15 protein-coding genes are annotated in these 15979 nt (G+C 66.0%); 7 read left to right on the top strand and 8 right to left on the bottom strand.

From position 1 onward, the window contains the following. Positions 1-14: 14 nt before the first annotated feature. Both tdh and kbl read left to right on the top strand, forming a co-directional pair. The gene (gene tdh / locus DX912_RS03185) at positions 15-1049 is read left to right on the top strand and encodes an L-threonine 3-dehydrogenase (RefSeq protein ID WP_181902679.1); all 1035 of its coding nucleotides are present in this window, start codon (positions 15-17) and stop codon (positions 1047-1049) included. Between the two features lie 11 nt (positions 1050-1060). After that, a complete protein-coding gene (kbl, locus tag DX912_RS03190; protein ID WP_115840973.1) occupies positions 1061-2254 on the top strand; it encodes a glycine C-acetyltransferase in 1194 nt (397 codons plus the stop codon). A gap of 79 nt (positions 2255-2333) precedes the next feature. On the opposite strand, the gene DX912_RS18545 is transcribed toward kbl, so the two are convergent. The 7 genes from DX912_RS18545 to DX912_RS03225 all read right to left on the bottom strand — a co-directional run bounded on the left by DX912_RS18545 (position 2334) and on the right by DX912_RS03225 (position 9793). Next, on the bottom strand, positions 2334-2777 hold the full coding sequence (locus DX912_RS18545) for a hypothetical protein (RefSeq protein ID WP_232338533.1): 444 nt from the start codon (positions 2775-2777) through the stop codon (positions 2334-2336). A gap of 124 nt (positions 2778-2901) precedes the next feature. Further along, positions 2902-3708 (bottom strand): pseudouridine synthase, encoded by an 807-nt coding sequence (locus DX912_RS03200; RefSeq protein ID WP_233433444.1) that lies wholly within the window; start codon positions 3706-3708, stop codon positions 2902-2904. Beyond that, a complete protein-coding gene (locus DX912_RS03205; RefSeq protein ID WP_115840975.1) occupies positions 3705-4202 on the bottom strand; it encodes a hypothetical protein in 498 nt (165 codons plus the stop codon). Before DX912_RS03205 ends, DX912_RS03200 begins: the two co-directional genes overlap by 4 nt. A 188-nt stretch (positions 4203-4390) precedes the next feature. Further along, on the bottom strand, positions 4391-5479 hold the full coding sequence (locus DX912_RS03210; protein WP_115840976.1) for an OmpA family protein: 1089 nt from the start codon (positions 5477-5479) through the stop codon (positions 4391-4393). Positions 5480-5700: 221 nt separating this feature from the next. Further along, positions 5701-6783 carry an OmpA family protein gene (locus tag DX912_RS03215; RefSeq protein WP_115840977.1) on the bottom strand — a complete coding sequence of 361 codons (1083 nt, stop codon included), beginning with the start codon at positions 6781-6783 and terminating at the stop codon, positions 5701-5703. A gap of 262 nt (positions 6784-7045) precedes the next feature. Further along, a complete protein-coding gene (locus tag DX912_RS03220) occupies positions 7046-8143 on the bottom strand; it encodes an OmpA family protein (protein ID WP_115840978.1) in 1098 nt (365 codons plus the stop codon). Between the two features lie 186 nt (positions 8144-8329). After that, positions 8330-9793 carry a bifunctional 2-methylcitrate dehydratase/aconitate hydratase gene (locus DX912_RS03225; RefSeq protein WP_115841056.1) on the bottom strand — a complete coding sequence of 488 codons (1464 nt, stop codon included), beginning with the start codon at positions 9791-9793 and terminating at the stop codon, positions 8330-8332. Positions 9794-9935: 142 nt separating this feature from the next. On the opposite strand from DX912_RS03225, the gene DX912_RS03230 reads away from it, so the two are divergent. Next, complete coding sequence (locus tag DX912_RS03230) at positions 9936-10727, top strand: DODA-type extradiol aromatic ring-opening family dioxygenase (protein WP_220340745.1); 792 nt, start codon at positions 9936-9938, stop codon at positions 10725-10727. 145 nt (positions 10728-10872) lie between these two features. Here the strand turns inward: DX912_RS03230 and DX912_RS03235 are convergent, their stop codons facing one another. Beyond that, on the bottom strand, positions 10873-11844 hold the full coding sequence (locus tag DX912_RS03235) for a LysR family transcriptional regulator (protein ID WP_115840979.1): 972 nt from the start codon (positions 11842-11844) through the stop codon (positions 10873-10875). A gap of 115 nt (positions 11845-11959) precedes the next feature. On the opposite strand from DX912_RS03235, the gene DX912_RS03240 reads away from it, so the two are divergent. The 4 genes from DX912_RS03240 to DX912_RS18125 all read left to right on the top strand — a co-directional run bounded on the left by DX912_RS03240 (position 11960) and on the right by DX912_RS18125 (position 15970). Continuing rightward, the gene (locus DX912_RS03240) at positions 11960-13204 is read left to right on the top strand and encodes an MFS transporter (protein ID WP_233433445.1); all 1245 of its coding nucleotides are present in this window, start codon (positions 11960-11962) and stop codon (positions 13202-13204) included. Positions 13205-13351: 147 nt separating this feature from the next. Further along, entirely contained in the window at positions 13352-14377 is a 1026-nt protein-coding gene (locus DX912_RS03245) for an aldo/keto reductase (RefSeq protein WP_115840980.1), read from the top strand. Positions 14378-14411: 34 nt separating this feature from the next. Further along, positions 14412-15431, top strand: a complete 1020-nt coding sequence (locus DX912_RS03250; RefSeq protein WP_115840981.1) for a zinc-binding alcohol dehydrogenase family protein — start codon at positions 14412-14414, stop codon at positions 15429-15431. A gap of 239 nt (positions 15432-15670) precedes the next feature. Next, positions 15671-15970 carry a hypothetical protein gene (locus tag DX912_RS18125; protein WP_147298548.1) on the top strand — a complete coding sequence of 100 codons (300 nt, stop codon included), beginning with the start codon at positions 15671-15673 and terminating at the stop codon, positions 15968-15970. The last annotated feature ends 9 nt before the right edge of the window (positions 15971-15979 follow it).

Raw genomic sequence — 15979 nt, forward strand, 5'->3', positions numbered from 1 at the left:
CGGACGAATCCCACATGACGCAAACGATGAAAGCGCTGGTGAAGCGCGAAGCCGGCAAGGGCATCTGGATGGAAGAAGTGCCCGTCCCCACGCCCGGTCCGAACGAGGTGCTGATCAAGCTGGAGAAGACCGCGATCTGCGGCACCGATCTGCACATCTACCTGTGGGACGAATGGAGCCAGCGCACGATCAAGCCGGGCCTGGTGATCGGCCATGAGTTCGTCGGCCGCGTGGTCGAAGTCGGCGCCGGCGTGACCGGTTACACCATCGGCCAGCGCGTCTCGGCCGAAGGCCACATCGTCTGCGGCCACTGCCGCAACTGCCGTGCCGGTCGCCAGCACCTGTGCCCCAACACCACCGGTATCGGCGTGAACCGCAACGGCGCGTTCGCCGAATACATCGTGATGCCGGCCAGCAACCTGTGGCCGATCCCGGACCAGATCCCGTCCGAACTCGCCGCGTTCTTCGATCCCTACGGCAACGCCGCGCACTGCGCGCTGGAATTCGACGTCGTCGGCGAGGACGTGCTCATCACCGGCGCCGGCCCCATCGGCATCATCGCCGCGGGCATCTGCAAGCACATCGGTGCGCGCAACGTGGTGGTCACCGACGTCAACGACTTCCGCCTGAAGCTCGCCGCCGACATGGGCGCCACGCGCGTGGTCAATGTCGCCAACACGTCGCTGAAGGACGTGATGGCCGACCTGCACATGGAAGGTTTCGACGTGGGCCTTGAAATGAGCGGCAATCCGCGCGCGTTCAACGACATGCTCGACTGCATGTACCACGGCGGCAAGATCGCGATGCTCGGCATCATGCCCAAGGGCGCGGGCGCCGACTGGGACAAGATCATCTTCAAGGGCCTCACCATCCACGGCATCTACGGCCGGAAGATGTACGAGACCTGGTACAAGATGACGCAGCTGGTGCTCAGCGGTTTCCCGCTCGGCAAGGTGCTCACCCACCAGCTTCCCGTCGAGGATTTCCAGAAGGGCTTCGACCTGATGGAAGCGGGCAAGGCCGGCAAGGTCGTGCTGAGCTGGAACTGACCGGAGCGCACATGAGCCTGACCGAACGCTACGAGCGCACGCTCGAGGAAATCCGCGGCGCCGGCCTGTTCAAGTCCGAGCGCATCATCACCTCGCCGCAGTCGGCGGAGATCACGCTCGCCGACGGCCGCACGGTGCTGAACTTCTGCGCCAACAACTATCTGGGCCTGGCCGATCATCCGGACGTCATCGCCGCCGCGAAGGATGCGCTGGACACACACGGCTTCGGCATGGCGTCGGTGCGCTTCATCTGCGGCACGCAGGACCTGCACAAGCAGCTGGAGAAGACGATCGCCGACTTCTTCGGCACGGAGGACACCATCCTCTACGCCGCGTGTTTCGACGCCAACGGCGGCCTGTTCGAGCCGCTGCTGGACGAGAAGGACGCGATCATCTCCGACGCCCTCAACCACGCTTCGATCATCGACGGCGTGCGCCTGTGCAAGGCCAAGCGCTACCGCTACGCCAACTGCGACATGGCCGATCTGGAAAAGCAGCTCCAGCAGGCCAAGGCCGACGGCGCGCGCACGATCATGATCACGACCGATGGCGTGTTCTCGATGGACGGCTTCATCGCGCCGCTCGACGAAATCACGCGTCTGGCGGAGCAGTACGGCGCGCTGGTGCACATAGACGAATGCCACGCGACCGGTTTCCTCGGCGCGAACGGCCGCGGCTCGGCCGAAGTGAAGGGCGTGATGGAGAAGATCGACATCTTCACCGGCACGCTCGGCAAGGCGATGGGCGGCGCGCTCGGCGGTTTCACGACGGCGAAGCGCGAAGTGATCGAACTGCTGCGCCAGCGTTCGCGTCCGTACCTGTTCTCGAACTCGTTGCCGCCGCACGTCGTGGCCGCGGGCATCAAGGCGTTCGAGATGCTGTCGTCCGCGGGTGACCTGCGCGAGCGATTGGCGGAGAACACCGCGTATTTCCGCGAGCAGATGACGAAGGCCGGATTCGACATCAAGCCGGGCGTGCATCCGATCGCGCCGGTGATGCTGTACGACGCGCCGCTGGCGCAGAAGTTCGCTGCACGGCTGCTCGAAGAAGGCATCTACGCGATCGGTTTCTTCTTCCCGGTCGTGCCGCAGGGACAGGCGCGCATCCGCACGCAGATGTCGGCGGCGCACACGCGCGAGCATCTGGATCGCGCGATCGCGGCGTTCGTGAAGATCGGTCGCGAGCTGGGCGTGCTCGAGGGCTGAGTTCGCGAAATTGCTGACAACAAAAAAGGCCGGTCGACGACCGGCCTTTTCTTTGCGCGTGATGGTGAAACCGGGCGGCTTACTTCGCCTTGGCTTCCGCAGCGACTTCCTTGCCCGCCGGAGCGGCACCGGCCGCCGGCGCAGCGCCGCCGCCGTTGCCCTTCGCGACGCGGAAACCGCGCGACTTCATCCAGGCGTCGAATTCGTCGGCCGTCATCTTCTTGCCGTTCTGGTGCATGTTGAAGCGGTAGGGCGTGTTGTCGAACTGGGTCTTCGGCTTGTAGGTGTTCGGATCGAGGTTGGCGGTCTCTTCCTTGGCCGGCTCCGCAGCCTTGGGTTCTTCGGCCTTCGCGGCCGGCTTCTTCTTGCCCGCGAACGCGACGTTCTGCGCCGCATCGAAACGCACCAGCGAATGCTCCGAAACCGGCGAGCGCGCGCCTTCCACCTTCACCTGCGTACCGCTGTTCGCCGACGCCGCGGCGGACACGAGAAGCAACGACACCGCCATCATCATCTTGTTCATTTCTGGTTATCCCCCACGACGAAGTTCGCGGAAGTGTAGGCTCCGACATGGGGGTGAGCGCAAGCAGAATCGTCCGGAAAACAGTGATTTCCCCCACATTCCTGCATTGATCCCGTACGGCGCTTCACGAATCGTGCACGTGCACATTGCTGAATAGCGCCTGCGCTTCGGCGAGCTCAAGCAATCGCCACTGTCCTTTCGGCAATTCGCCCAGCACGAGCTCGCCGATCGCCACGCGCACAAGCCGCAGCACCGCGATGTCGACAGCGGCGAGCAAGCGGCGGATCTGACGGTTGCGGCCTTCGTCGAGCACGATCTCCAGCCACGCGTTGCGCTCACCGCTGCGCAGCATTCGCACGGATGCGGCACGAAGACGTTCGCCTTCGGCGTCCACGCCGTCGACCAGCGCCGTGAGCACGCGCTCGTCGGGCACGGTGTCGATCTGGACGTGGTACGTCTTCAGCGGCCCCGTGTCCGGATCGGTGATGCCGGCGGCCCACGCGGGATCGTTGCTGAACAACAGCAGGCCTTCGCTCGCCTTGTCCAGTCGCCCCACCGGTGCGAGCCACGGCAATCCCGCGCCATCGAAGCATCGGTAAACGGTGTCGCGACCGCGCTCGTCCTGCGTGCTGGTAACCAGTCCGCGCGGCTTGTTGAGCATCAGATACAGACGCGGTGCGGCGTCGATCGCGTGTCCATCGACGAGGATTCGCTGCGCGCCGTCGCTGCGGATCGGGAATTCGGGATCGCGAACGATGCGGCCGGCCACTTCGACGCGACCGTCCTGGATCCAGCGCGCCGCTTCAGTGCGCGAACAGAGGCCCTGCTTCGACAGCACGCGCGCGAGCCCGTGGCGCGGCGCGCTCGATGCGTTGGCCGGTTTGTTTCGAAGTCCGCCTTTCGCCGGCGCGCGAGGCGCGCGCGGCTTCACTTCTTTTCGGGTTCGGTCTTCGGCGCCTCGGCGGCGGGCGGCGGCGTCGCGACCGTCTTGCCCTTCACCACGCGCACGCCCTTGGCCCTCATCCATGCATCGAATTCCTCGGCCGTCATGCGCTTGCCGTTCTGGTTCATGTTGAAGCGCCATGGCGTGTTGTCGAACTGCGTCTTGGGCTTGTAGGCGGCCGGATCGTCGGGATTCGGGATCGCCCCACCCTTCGCAGGCAGCGCATTGGCCACCTGGCAACCCTCGGCACGCAGCCGGAACAGCACCTGGTCGACTGCGAGCGATTCATCGAACGCCTGCGACAGCACACCGGTGGGCGCGCCGAGCTGATGGCTCGGGACGACGAGTTCGGGCGCGATCGGCGCGACGACCGTCGGCCGGATCGGCAGCGCCTTCGGCGCCGCCATCGACCCGCATTGCGCGCTCTGCGCCTGGGCAACGCCGGCAAGCAGCAGGCAGGACAGACCGATCAGTGCGCGCATGGCCGTTTCCTCGATTCGCGGGGCCTGCGCAGTGTACGCCGGGGCACGTTCGAGCGGCCGTGAATGCGCGGTCCGACGGACGCGCCGCGTGCGCCGGAGACAACGAAGCCCGGCGCGAGGCCGGGCTTCGAAGGGTCAAGCGAGATGGATCGTATGCCGATCGGTTCTGCCCGATCAGCTCTGCCCGATCAGTTCTGCACGTTCAGTTCGGTACGGCGGTTGGTTTCGCTCTTGCACGCCGGGAACTTCTGGCCGCGGTCTTCCAGCGGACGGCTCTCGCCGTAGCCGACCGGACCGGCCAGACGCGAAGCGGCGACGCCGTTCTTGATCAGGTAGTCGTACACGGTGCGCGCGCGGCGCTCCGACAGCTTCTGGTTGTAGCCGTCATTGCCGCACTGGTCGGTGTGGCCGGCGACTTCGACGCGCAACTCCGGATGACGCTTCAGGATCTCGGCGGCTTCGGCGAGGATCGAGACCGCGTCGGAGCGCAGCGTCGCCTTGTCGAAATCGAAGTTCACGCCACGCAGGTCGATCGACACCGCTACGGCGCAGCCATCCGGGCCGATGGTCTGGCCCGCCTGCGAGTTCGGGCACTTGTCTTCGCAGTTGTTGACGCCGTCGCCGTCGTCATCGAGGTCCGCGCAGGTCTTGCCGGCCGGCGGCGGCGCAATCACCGCAGCGGCAGCCGGGGCCCCCAGTGGGATGACGACGCCGACCGAAGCGAGCACGTCACCGAACCAGTCTTCGCGCGGTGCGTGGACGCTGCCGTCGTCGAAGTCGGCGCGATAGGCCAGCTCGGTGCGGATGGCGGCGCGCTTGCCGGCCAGGGCGCTCTGGATGCCCACGCCGATTTTGGCGGCGAGGTTGCCTTGTTCGCGCTGGGCCGGCGAGTTCACGCTCGGGGACGCATCGAGCTCTTCTTCCGAACGCTGGTAGCCCAGGCCCATCAACACGTACGGCGCCCAGTCGCGGCCTTCGGCGTTGAAATAACGGCGCGCATCGATCGAGGCGCCGTACTGCGACCAGTTGAGGTTCTGGTTGTCGTCGTTGTTCGGGTTCTGGTAGTTCAGTTCACCGTCCAGCGACCAGTTGTCGTTGAGGAACTTGCCGACGCCAAGCGTGCCGAACGGCGCATTGCGCGTGCCGCGATCGTTGTCCTGGATGTTCATGCCAGCCGAGCCGGTGAGGTACCAGCGATCGTCGGAAACGTGGGCATTCGCCACCTGGGCGAACGCCAGGCCGGCCAGGACGGCCGTGCCGAGTAGATGCATCTTCAAGGGTCACTCCTTGCGCAGAAAATGAAAAGCAACGGATCTTCTGAAAGCGCGAGGGCGCATTCACAAAGCGCAGGAATGATAAGAAGTCGTTAGCCGCACGTATCCGCGAAAGGTTCTCGCTCAAGATTCGAAAACAGCATCGACACGTCGCGCAAAAACGAAGCCCGGCGCAAGGCCGGGCTTCGTGGTACCGCGGAGATCCGCGTAACCGTGCGTGGTCCTTAGTTCTGGACGTTCAGCTCGGTACGGCGGTTGATCTCGCTCTTGCAGCCCGGGAACGCCTGGCCCTTGTCTTCCAGCGGACGGCTCTCGCCGTAGCCGATCGGACCCTGCAGACGCGAGGCATCCACGCCGTTGCTGGTCAGGTAGTCGTACACGGCCGTCGCACGGCGCTCGGACAGCTTCTGGTTGTACGCATCCTTGCCGCACTGGTCGGTATGACCGGCGACTTCGACGCGCAGCTCCGGATAGCGCTTCAGGATCTCGGTCGCCTCCGACAGGATCGAGATCGCGTCAGGACGCAGCGTCGCCTTGTCGAAGTCGAAGTTCACGCCCTTGAGGTCGATCGAGACCGGCACCGGGCAGCCGTCCGGACCGATGGTCTGGCCCGCCTGCGAATCCGGGCACTTGTCGTCGCAGTTGTTGACGCCGTCGCCGTCGTCGTCCAGATCAGCGCAGCTCGGCGCGGCCGGAGCCGGCGGAGCGGCAACGACCGGAGCGCCCAGCGGGATCACGACACCGACCGAGGCCAGCACGTCGCCGAACCAGTCTTCGCTCGGAGCCGACACGGAGCCGTCGTCGAAATCGGCGCGATAGGCGAGCTCGGTACGGATGGCGGCGCGCTTGCCGGCCAGGGCGCTCTGGATGCCCACGCCGATCTTGGCGGCAAGGTTGCCTTCCTCACGCTGGCCCGGCGAGTTCACGCTCGGGAATGCGTCGAACTCTTCTTCCGAGCGCTGGTAGCCCAGGCCCATCAGCAGGTACGGCGCCCAGTTGCGGCCTTCGGCGGTGAAGTGGCGACGCAGGTCGAGCGACGCGCCGTACTGGGACCAGTTGAGGTTCTGGTTGTCGTCGTTGTTCGGGTTCTGGTAGTTCAGCTCACCATCGAGCGACCAGTTCTGGTTCAGGAACTTGCCGACGCCCAGCGTGCCAAACGGCGCGTTGCGGGTGCCACGATCGTTGTCCTGGATGTTCATGCCGGCCGAGCCGGTCAGGTACCAACGGTCATCGAATTCCTGTGCACCGGCAACCTGGGCGAACGCCAGGCCTGCCAGCAGTGCGGTGCTCAACAAACGGATCTTCATCTGTCACTCCTTGGATCAGTAAGGAAACGGTTTGGGGGGGAACACGTCATTTACTGCAGGCGGCACACACCCTCGCAGGACCTGAACGGGGACCAGAGAGGGTCAGGCCGCGGGTCACTGACTCGGAAATGATACACCTGTCAAAATGATTGTTAATACTAGTTAACGTTATTTGCTAAGAATGACCGGTAAATAAACGAAGCCCGGCGACTGCCGGGCTTCGTCTTGGTACCGCGGGAGCCTCCCGCGTACCGGCCGGTCCTTAGTTCTGGACGTTCAGCTCGGTACGGCGGTTGATCTCGCTCTTGCAGCCCGGGAACGCCTGGCCCTTGTCTTCCAGCGGACGGCTCTCGCCGTAGCCGATCGGACCCTGCAGACGCGAGGCATCCACGCCGTTGCTGGTCAGGTAGTCGTACACGGCCGTCGCGCGGCGCTCGGACAGCTTCTGGTTGTAGTCGTCCTTGCCGCACTGGTCGGTGTGGCCGGCGACTTCCACGCGCAGTTCCGGATAGCGCTTCAGGATCTCGGTGGCTTCCGACAGGATCGAGATTGCGTCAGGACGCAGGTTCGACTTGTCGAAGTCGAAGTTCACGCCCTTCAGGTCGATCGACACCGGCACCGGGCAGCCGTCCGGACCGATGGTCTGGCCAGCCTGCGAATCCGGGCACTTGTCGTCGCAGTTGTTGACGCCGTCGCCGTCGTCGTCGAGGTCCGCGCAGCTCGGCGCGGCCGGGGCCGGCGGAGCGGCGACGACCGGAGCACCCAGCGGGATCACGACGCCGACCGAAGCCAGCAGGTCGCCGTACCAGCTTTCATCGCGCAACGAGCCCGGGCCTGCGTCCGGGGTGCCGTCGTCGAAGTCGGCACGATAGGCGAGCTCGGTGCGGATGGCGGCGCGCTTGCCGGCCAGGGCGCTCTGGATGCCCACGCCGACCTTCGCGGCGACGTTGCCTTCCTTGCGCTCGCCCGGCGAGTTCGGATCCGGGAAGCGGTCGAACTCCTCTTCCGACTCCTGGTAGCCCAGGCCCATCAGGATGTACGGCGCCCAGTTGCGGCCTTCGGCATTGAAATAACGACGCGCATCGAACGAGATGCCGTACTGCGACCAGTTGAGATCCTGGTTGTCGTCGAAGTTCGGGTTCTGATAGTTCAGTTCGCCGTCGAGCGACCAGTTGTCGTTGAGGAACTTGCCGACGCCGAGCGCACCGAACGGCGCGTTGCGGGTGCCGCGATCGTTGTCCTGGATATTCATGCCGGCCGAGCCGGTGAGGTACCAGCGATCATCGGCGACCTGGGCGTTGGCGACCTGGGCCAGGCTCAGACCACCCATCAGGGCGGCGCAGAGGAGTTTCTTATTCATGTATCCAGCTCCTTGATCTGAGAAATCGGGAACAGCGTCTGCGTGGTCCCCCTGCATTCCATGGAGGACGGCCGCCCTAACGACGCCATCGACGCGGAGGTTAAGTTTGCCTATGTGAAAGCGGTGTTAACGGTGAACTAACAAACGCACAAGTTCCCGCACGCATTTTTTGCGCTACGCAATGGTTCACTTCTTGAACAACGACATGAACTGCGTGATCGGCATCGCGTCGAATCCGCCCGGCGAGGACGCCAGCGTCATCAACGTTCGCACTTGTATTTCAGGGAGTTTCGACGCGATCGCGCTTTCAAACTTCTTCATCAGGACAGCCATCCCCTCGTCGCGTCGACGACGATGGCCGATCGGATAGTCGATCGAAACCTTCGGTGTCGATGCGCCGTCCTTGAAATGCACCTGGACGCTATTGCCGATATACCGTTTGTCGGGATCGAAGTACTCCTGGGTAAACCGGGGGTTTTCCATCACCACGGTGCGCCCGCGCAGCAGGTCGATGCGCGGATCGGCGGCCACGGCGTCGGTGTAGTCCTGCGCGGTCAAACGGCCAAACAGCAGCGGCACGGCCACCATGTACTGGATGCAGTGGTCGCGGTCGGCGTAGTTCGCCAGCGGCCCGGTCTTGTCGATGATGCGCAGCGCGGCCTGCTGGGTTTCGATGACGATCCGCTCGACCGATTCGCCCCCGTCCCGCCCGATCCTCGGGGCTACCAGCGGATGCAGCTGCATCGCGCACTCCACCGCGGTCTGCGCATGGAATTCGGCGGGATAGCTGATCTTGAACAGCACGTTCTCCATGACGTAGCTGCCGAAGTCGCGTTCGAACTCGAAGGGCTTTCCGTCGAAGGCGACGTCGTAGAACCCCCACGTGGGCGCGGTGAGCGCACTCGGATATCCGAGGACGCCCTTCATCGCGTTGAGCGCATGGATCACCGCGCGCCGGCACGCGTCGCCGGCGGCCCAGCTCTTGCGCGGCCCGGTGTTGGGCGCGTGCCGGTACGTGCGCAGCGCGCCGTTGTCGATCCAGCTGTGCGAGATCGCGGTGACGACCTGATCGCGACTGCCGCCCAACATCGCCGTCGCCACGGCGGTGGACGCCAGCCGCACGAGGATCACGTGGTCGAGCCCGACGCGGTTGAATGCATTCTTCAGGGCGTAGCAGCCCTGGATCTCGTGCGCCTTGATCGCCCAGCCGAGCACGTCGCGCACGGTCATCGGCGCCCGGCCCTGCGCGATCGCCTGCTGGCCGAGGTAATCGGCGACGGCGAGGATCGCGCCGAGGTTGTCGGACGGATGGCCCCATTCGGCGGCGAGCCAGGTGTCGTTGAAATCGAGCCAGCGGATCTGCGTGCCGATGTTGTAGGCGGCCTGCGCGGGATCCAGTTCGAACGCGGTGTACGGCACGCGCGCGCCGCCGCGAAGTTCCGCACCGGGCACGAGCGGCCCGAGGTGGTTGACGCATTGCTCGTGATCCATCGCCAGCGCAGCGCACGCCAGCGAATCCAGCAGCATGAAGCGCGCGGTCTCGTAGGCTTCGCGCGAACCCACGTCGGATCGCACGACGTAATCGGCCACCCGCGTCATCGCCTCGTCGGGTGGCGGACGGACGGCGGATCGGACCTGGGCGAGGCTCATGCGCGGCTCCATGCGACGACCACGACGAAGGCGCCCATCGTCGTCCACACCGCGCGCGCCCGCCGTGAACAGTCCATGCGCGAAACGGACCGGGCCGCCGCGCGTGCTTGGAAATCGGGCGAATCGGGCTCAATTTGTGAACATGGACGCTCCCATTCGCCTGCCCAGCCTCTTCCTCTCCCACGGTTCGCCGATGCTCGCCGTGCAGGATTCGCCCGCCGGCCGCTTCCTCGACGGCCTCGGCACATCGTTGCCATGGCCGAAGGCGATCGTCGTCGCCTCCGCGCATTTCACGACCGCCCAGCCGATGGTCGGCGCGGCCGTCGCACCCGACACCGTGCACGACTTCGGCGGTTTCCCGCCCGAACTGTACGAACTGCGGTATCCCGCGCCGGGTGCGCCCGACCTTGCGGCGTCGATCGCCCAGCGCCTGTCGGATGCCGGACTTCCCGCGCGTGTTCGCGAGGGCCACGGACTCGACCATGGCGTGTGGGTGCCGCTGCGACGCATGTACCCGCAGGCCGATATTCCGGTGGTGCCGCTGTCGGTGATGCCGCATGGCGACGCCGCGCAACACGTCGCGCTTGGACGCGCGCTCGCACCGCTGCGCGACGAAGGCGTGCTCGTGATCGGTTCCGGTGGTTTCGTGCACAACCTGGGCGAACTGGACTGGCGCCACGCCGATGCGCCGCTCACGCCGTGGGCGGACGAATTCGCGCAGTGGATGCGCGCGAAGCTCGAGGCGCGCGATATCGACGCGTTGATCGACTGGCAGTCGCAGGCGCCGCACGCACGACGCGCGCATCCGACGGTGGAGCACCTGATGCCGCTGTTCGTTGCGCTCGGCGCGGGTGGCGAGGATGCGGGCGTGCGGACGCTGCATCGTTCGCATGAGTTCGGATCGCTCGCGCTGGATGCGTTTGCGTTTGAGTGAGCGACTTCCCGCGCTGGCCTTGAATCCCTTCTCCCGCGTGCGGGAGAAGGTGCCCGCAGGGCGGATGAGGGAAAACGGAGCGTCACCTGCAAACGCGCTATGAATCACTGCACTCCGATGTTCGATCGTGACGCTCCGTTCGCCCTCACCCCAACCCCTCTCCCGCGCGCGGGAGAGGGGCTAAGACCTCCGCTTCGCGAATTGCCTGGGCAGCCTGGTTCCAAGGCGGCACCGCAAACTTCCCCGCCAGGAAATCCACGAATGCCCTTACACGCGGCGGCACGAGTCGCCGCTGCGGCATGACCGCGTAGATGCCGCTGTCCACGATCGGATAGTCCGCCAGCACCTGCACCAGACGGCCTTCGCGCAGATCGCGTACGACGTGCCAGCTCGAGTGGATCGCGATGCCCATGCCCGCGACGACGGCATCGCGCACGATCTCGCCGTAGTTGGTTTCCATGCGTCCGCGCACGCGCACGACGATCTCGCCGCCCGCGCCATCGCCGAAACGCCACACGTCCTGCCGTCCCTGGCTGCCGACGAGCAGCACGCATTCGTGATCGGCCAGCTCCTGCGGCGTGCGCGGCGTGCCGTGCCTGCGCAGGTACTCTGGCGACGCGCACAGCACGCGATGGTTCACCGCGAGCTTTCGCGCGACGAGCGTGGAGTCGTCGAGTGCGCCGATGCGGATCGCCAGGTCGAATCCGGAACTCACCAGGTCGACCATCTGGTCGGTGAGGTGGATGCTGAGCTTCACGCGCGGATGCAGCGCGAGGAACTCGGGCAGCAGCGGCGACAGGTACTGCCGCCCGAACGACGCCGATGCGGTGACGCGCAAGGTGCCGCTGACGTCCACGCCGGCCTGGCGCAGGCCGCCGGTGAGCGCCTCCAGGTCCTCGACCAGCGGGCGGCCCTGCTCGGCCAGCGCGGCGCCCTCCGGCGTGGCATGCAAGCGTCGCGTGGTGCGGTGCAGCAGGCGCACGCCGAGGTCGCGCTCCAGCCGTTTCAGGCGCTGGCTGGCGACGGCGACCGACAGGTCCAGGCTGCGCGCGGCGGCGCTGATCGAGCCCAGATCGAGCACGCGCAGGAACAGGGCGATGTCGCCGATGCGGTCCACGGCGGGCTCCTTCGTCGATTATCAACGATCGGTTGAAACTGATTAGCCATCCTGCCGGTTCTCGCAGAAGATGCAAGCGCCTAGGCTGCCGTCCTTTCCTCCCGGACCTGCCGCCTTGGCCGCTACTCCCCTCCCCGCTTCCTCCGCCGCGCCGGCCGGCCGCCTGCCGCTGGCGCTGTACGCGCTGACGGCCGGCTCGTTCGGCATCGGCTGCGCCGAGTTCGTGATCATGGGCCTGCTGCTGCAGGTCGCCGCGGACCTCCATGTGTCGATCGCCGCCGCCGGCATGCTCGTGTCGGGCTACGCGCTGGGCGTGTTCGCCGGCGCGCCGATCCTGACGCTGCTGACGCGCCGCATGCCGCGCAAGGCCGTGCTCCTCGCGCTGATGGGCATCTACACCGTCGGCAACCTCGCCTGCGCGCTCGCGCCGGACTACACGACGCTGATGATCGCCCGCGTGGTCACCTCGCTCACGCACGGCACGTTCTTCGGCGTCGGTGCGGTCGTCGCGACGGGCCTGGTGCCGGCCGAACGCAAGGCCTCCGCCATTTCGATCATGTTCTCCGGCCTGACGCTCGCGACGCTGCTCGGCATGCCCGCCGGTGCGTGGCTCGGGTTGCATTTCGGCTGGCGTTCCACGTTCTGGGCGATGAGCCTCGTCGGCCTGGTCTCGCTCGCGGTGATCGCGCTGCTGGTGCCGCGCAGCCGCGACACGAGCGAACCCGCACCGCTGCGTGCGGAACTGGCGACGATCGCGCGTCCGCAGGTGTTGCTCGGCCTGCTCATGACGATGCTCGGGTTCGCCGGGGTGTTCGTCGTGATCACCTACGTGCAGCCGCTGCTGACGAAGCTCACCGGGTTTTCCGATGCGGCCGTGTCGCCGATCCTGCTGGTGTTCGGCGGCGGCATGGTCGTGGGCAACCTGCTCGGCGGGCGCCTCGCCGATCGCCGGGCGACGCCCGCGCTGCTCGGCACGCTGTTCGCGCTCGCCGTCGTGCTCGCGCTGATGAGCTTCGTGCTGCATAGCCCGGTGCTGATGGTCGCCTTCGTCGGCCTGCTCGGCGTCGCCGCGTTCGCCACCGTGTCGCCGTTGCAATTGCGTGTGCTCGGCTTCGCCGAAGGCGCGGGCCAGAACCTCGCGTCGAGCTTCAACATCGCCGCGTTCAATCTCGGCAATGCGATCGGCGCGTGGCTCGGCGGCACGGTGATCGAACATGGCCCGGGACTTGCCGCGATCACCTGGATTGCCTCGCTGGTCACCGTCGCGGGCCTGCTCGTCGCACTGTGGAGCGTGCGGATCGAACGGCGCGCCGCGCGTGTCGACGACCTTCCCCGCGACTGCGCGGCGGAAGCGGCGTGAAGCGCGCCGCCCGCATGGACTGAAACAACGAGTGCACGCCGCGTAAGCGCCTCGCCTGTCAGGCTCGACGATCACGCGGCTGGCCCTCGCCCTTTCCACCCTCTCCCCATGCGGAAGAGGGACATGAAAAACCAAGAGGATCCATCGATGGAAACCCGTTACCTCGGCAATTCCGGCCTTCGCGTTCCCGCACTGAGCTTCGGCACCGGCACGTTCGGCGGCAAGGGCCAGCTGTTCGGTTCGTGGGGCAATACCGATGTCGCCGAAGCCTCGCGCCTGATCGACATCTGCCTGGACGCCGGCCTCAACCTGTTCGACAGCGCCGACGTGTACTCCGGCGGCATGGCCGAAAGCATCCTCGGCGAAGCGATCAAGGGCCGGCGCGACAAGGTGCTGATCTCGACCAAGGCGACGTTCCGCTTCGACGAGAACGATCCCAACGGCGTCGGGTCGTCGCGCTTCCATCTGCTGCGCACGATCGACGCGCAGCTTAAGCGCCTGAGCACCGACTACATCGACCTGTTCCAGCTGCACGGCTTCGATGCGAAGACGCCGGTGGAGGAAACGCTGCGCACGCTCGACGACCTCGTGCGCGCGGGCAAGATCCGCTATCTCGGCGTGTCGAACTTCTCCGGCTGGCACCTGATGAAATCGCTCGCCGTCGCCGATCGTTACGGCTGGACGCGCTACGTCGCCAACCAGGCGTACTACTCGCTGATCGGACGCGATTACGAGTGGGAGCAGATGCCGCTCGGCCTCGACCAGGGCATCGGCGGCGTGATCTGGAGCCCGCTCGGCTGGGGCCGCCTCACCGGCAAGATCCGTCGCGGACAGCCGCGTCCGGAAGTGAGCCGACTGCCGGGCAGCTCGGACTTCGGCCCGCCCGTGGACGAAGAGCGCCTGTATCACGTCGTCGATGCGCTCGACAGGATTGCGGAGGAGACCGGCAAGACCGTGCCGCAGATCGCGCTCAACTGGCTGCTGCAGCGCCCGACCGTGTCGACGATCGTGATCGGCGCGCGCAACGAGGAGCAGCTGAAGCAGAACCTCGGCGCGGTGGGCTGGAACCTCACACCCGAACAGGTGGCCGTGCTCGACGAAGCCAGCGCCGTGACGCCGGCCTATCCGTACTGGCACCAGCGCACGTTCGAGCGCAATCCCTCGCCGGTGTGATGCGCCCACTTCTTCCGTTCCCTCAGGAAACCCCATGAAAGCCGTCGCCCTCACCCGCTATCTCCCCATCGACGATCCGCAGTCGCTCGTCGACGTCGAACTTCCCGATCCCGCCGCGCCCACCGGCTTCGATCTGCTCGTGCGCGTCGAAGCGGTGTCGGTGAATCCCGTCGACACGAAGGTGCGTTCGCCCAAGCCGCAAGTCGAAGCCCACCCGAAGGTGCTCGGCTATGACGCGGCCGGTGTCGTCGAAGCCGTCGGCGACAAGGTCACCGGCTTCAAGCCCGGCGATCGCGTGTACTACGCCGGAGACATCACGCGCCCGGGCAGCAACGCGCAGCTGCAGCTGGTGGATTCGCGCATCGTCGCGATCGCACCCAAGACGCTCGATGCGGCGCAGGCCGCGGCCTTGCCGCTCACCGCGCTCACCGCGTGGGAACTGCTGTTCCAGCGCATGCCGTTCGATTCCGAGCACGGCGGCAAGGGCAAGTCGCTGCTGATCATCGCCGGCGCGGGCGGCGTGGGTTCGATCGCGATCCAGCTCGCACGTCGCGCGGGTTTCACCGTCATCGCCACCGCGTCGCGCGAAGACACCATCGCGTGGTGTCGCGAACTCGGCGCGCAGCACGTCATCGACCATCGCAAGCCGCTGCACCCGCAGCTGAAGGCGTTGGGTTTCGAAACCGTGGATGCCGCACTGAATCTCTACGACACCAATCGGTACTGGGAAGAGCTCGGCGAAATCCTGGCGCCGCAAGGCCACGTCGGCCTGATCGTCGAACCGAAGGAACCGGTGCGCCTGGGCGACCCGTACAAGTTCAAGTGCATCGGCATCCACTGGGAAATGATGTTCGGCCGCCCGCGCTACCAGACGCCGGACATGGACGAACAGGGCCGCATCCTCGCGCGCGTCGCCGAGCTGCTCGACGCCGGCGAACTGCGTGGCACGCATCGCGACACGCTCTCGCCGATCAACGCCGAAAACCTGCGCGAAGCGCATCGTCGGCTGGAGTCGGGAACGACGATCGGGAAGCTGGTGCTCGCGGGTTGGTGACGCGTTAGCCCTCTCCCCTCGGCGACTGAAGGGAGTGCAGAGCTGAGGGGTTTACGTGAGGGTCGGGGCGCGCGATGTCGTGACGCTGACGTCGCTCCCTGCCGCACAAGTGAGCAGCGCACATGGATCAGACCTGACCGCGACGTTGCCCCGGGTGCGCTTCGCTTACCCGGGCTACAACAGCCGCACTCCGCGTCCGGGACCACCACACCGTCATTCCAGCGAAAGCTGGAATCCATTTGCTGTTGTTGCTGTTGCTGTTGCTGTTGCTGTTGCTGTTGCTGTTGCTGTCGAACAGCCTATTCGTCACTAGCCCCGGAGGGCGCCGCACAGGATGTGCGGCGGTGAGCGCTGAGCCATGGATGGCGAATCGCGAACGCGCCTATTCGCTTTCCGGTCGCAGGATTGATTTGGGCAAATGGAAGGCCCTTTCTTTTGGTTACTTTTCTTTGGGCAAGCAAAGAAAAGTGACCCGAGCGCCGCAGGCGATCGGAAGCTTGGCTAGTGATTCTTCTTTTGCTCGTAAACATCACGGGTAAAGCGTGCAA

It is taken from the genome of Lysobacter soli, assembly GCF_003382285.1.
Taxonomy (GTDB): Bacteria; Pseudomonadota; Gammaproteobacteria; order Xanthomonadales; family Xanthomonadaceae; genus Lysobacter_J; species Lysobacter_J soli.

Excerpts from the sequence above, each read along its gene's own strand:
- tdh (WP_181902679.1), top strand. The coding sequence starts at position 15 with ATGACGCAAACGATGAAAGCGCTGGTGAAGCGCGAAGCCGGCAAGGGC.
- kbl (WP_115840973.1), top strand. The coding sequence starts at position 1,061 with ATGAGCCTGACCGAACGCTACGAGCGCACGCTCGAGGAAATCCGCGGC.
- DX912_RS18545 (WP_232338533.1), bottom strand. The coding sequence starts at position 2,777 with ATGAACAAGATGATGATGGCGGTGTCGTTGCTTCTCGTGTCCGCCGCG.
- DX912_RS03205 (WP_115840975.1), bottom strand. The coding sequence starts at position 4,202 with ATGCGCGCACTGATCGGTCTGTCCTGCCTGCTGCTTGCCGGCGTTGCC.
- DX912_RS03215 (WP_115840977.1), bottom strand. The coding sequence starts at position 6,783 with ATGAAGATCCGTTTGTTGAGCACCGCACTGCTGGCAGGCCTGGCGTTC.
- DX912_RS03220 (WP_115840978.1), bottom strand. The coding sequence starts at position 8,143 with ATGAATAAGAAACTCCTCTGCGCCGCCCTGATGGGTGGTCTGAGCCTG.
- DX912_RS03225 (WP_115841056.1), bottom strand. The coding sequence starts at position 9,793 with ATGAGCCTCGCCCAGGTCCGATCCGCCGTCCGTCCGCCACCCGACGAG.
- DX912_RS03230 (WP_220340745.1), top strand. The coding sequence starts at position 9,936 with ATGGACGCTCCCATTCGCCTGCCCAGCCTCTTCCTCTCCCACGGTTCG.
- DX912_RS03245 (WP_115840980.1), top strand. The coding sequence starts at position 13,352 with ATGGAAACCCGTTACCTCGGCAATTCCGGCCTTCGCGTTCCCGCACTG.
- DX912_RS03250 (WP_115840981.1), top strand. The coding sequence starts at position 14,412 with ATGAAAGCCGTCGCCCTCACCCGCTATCTCCCCATCGACGATCCGCAG.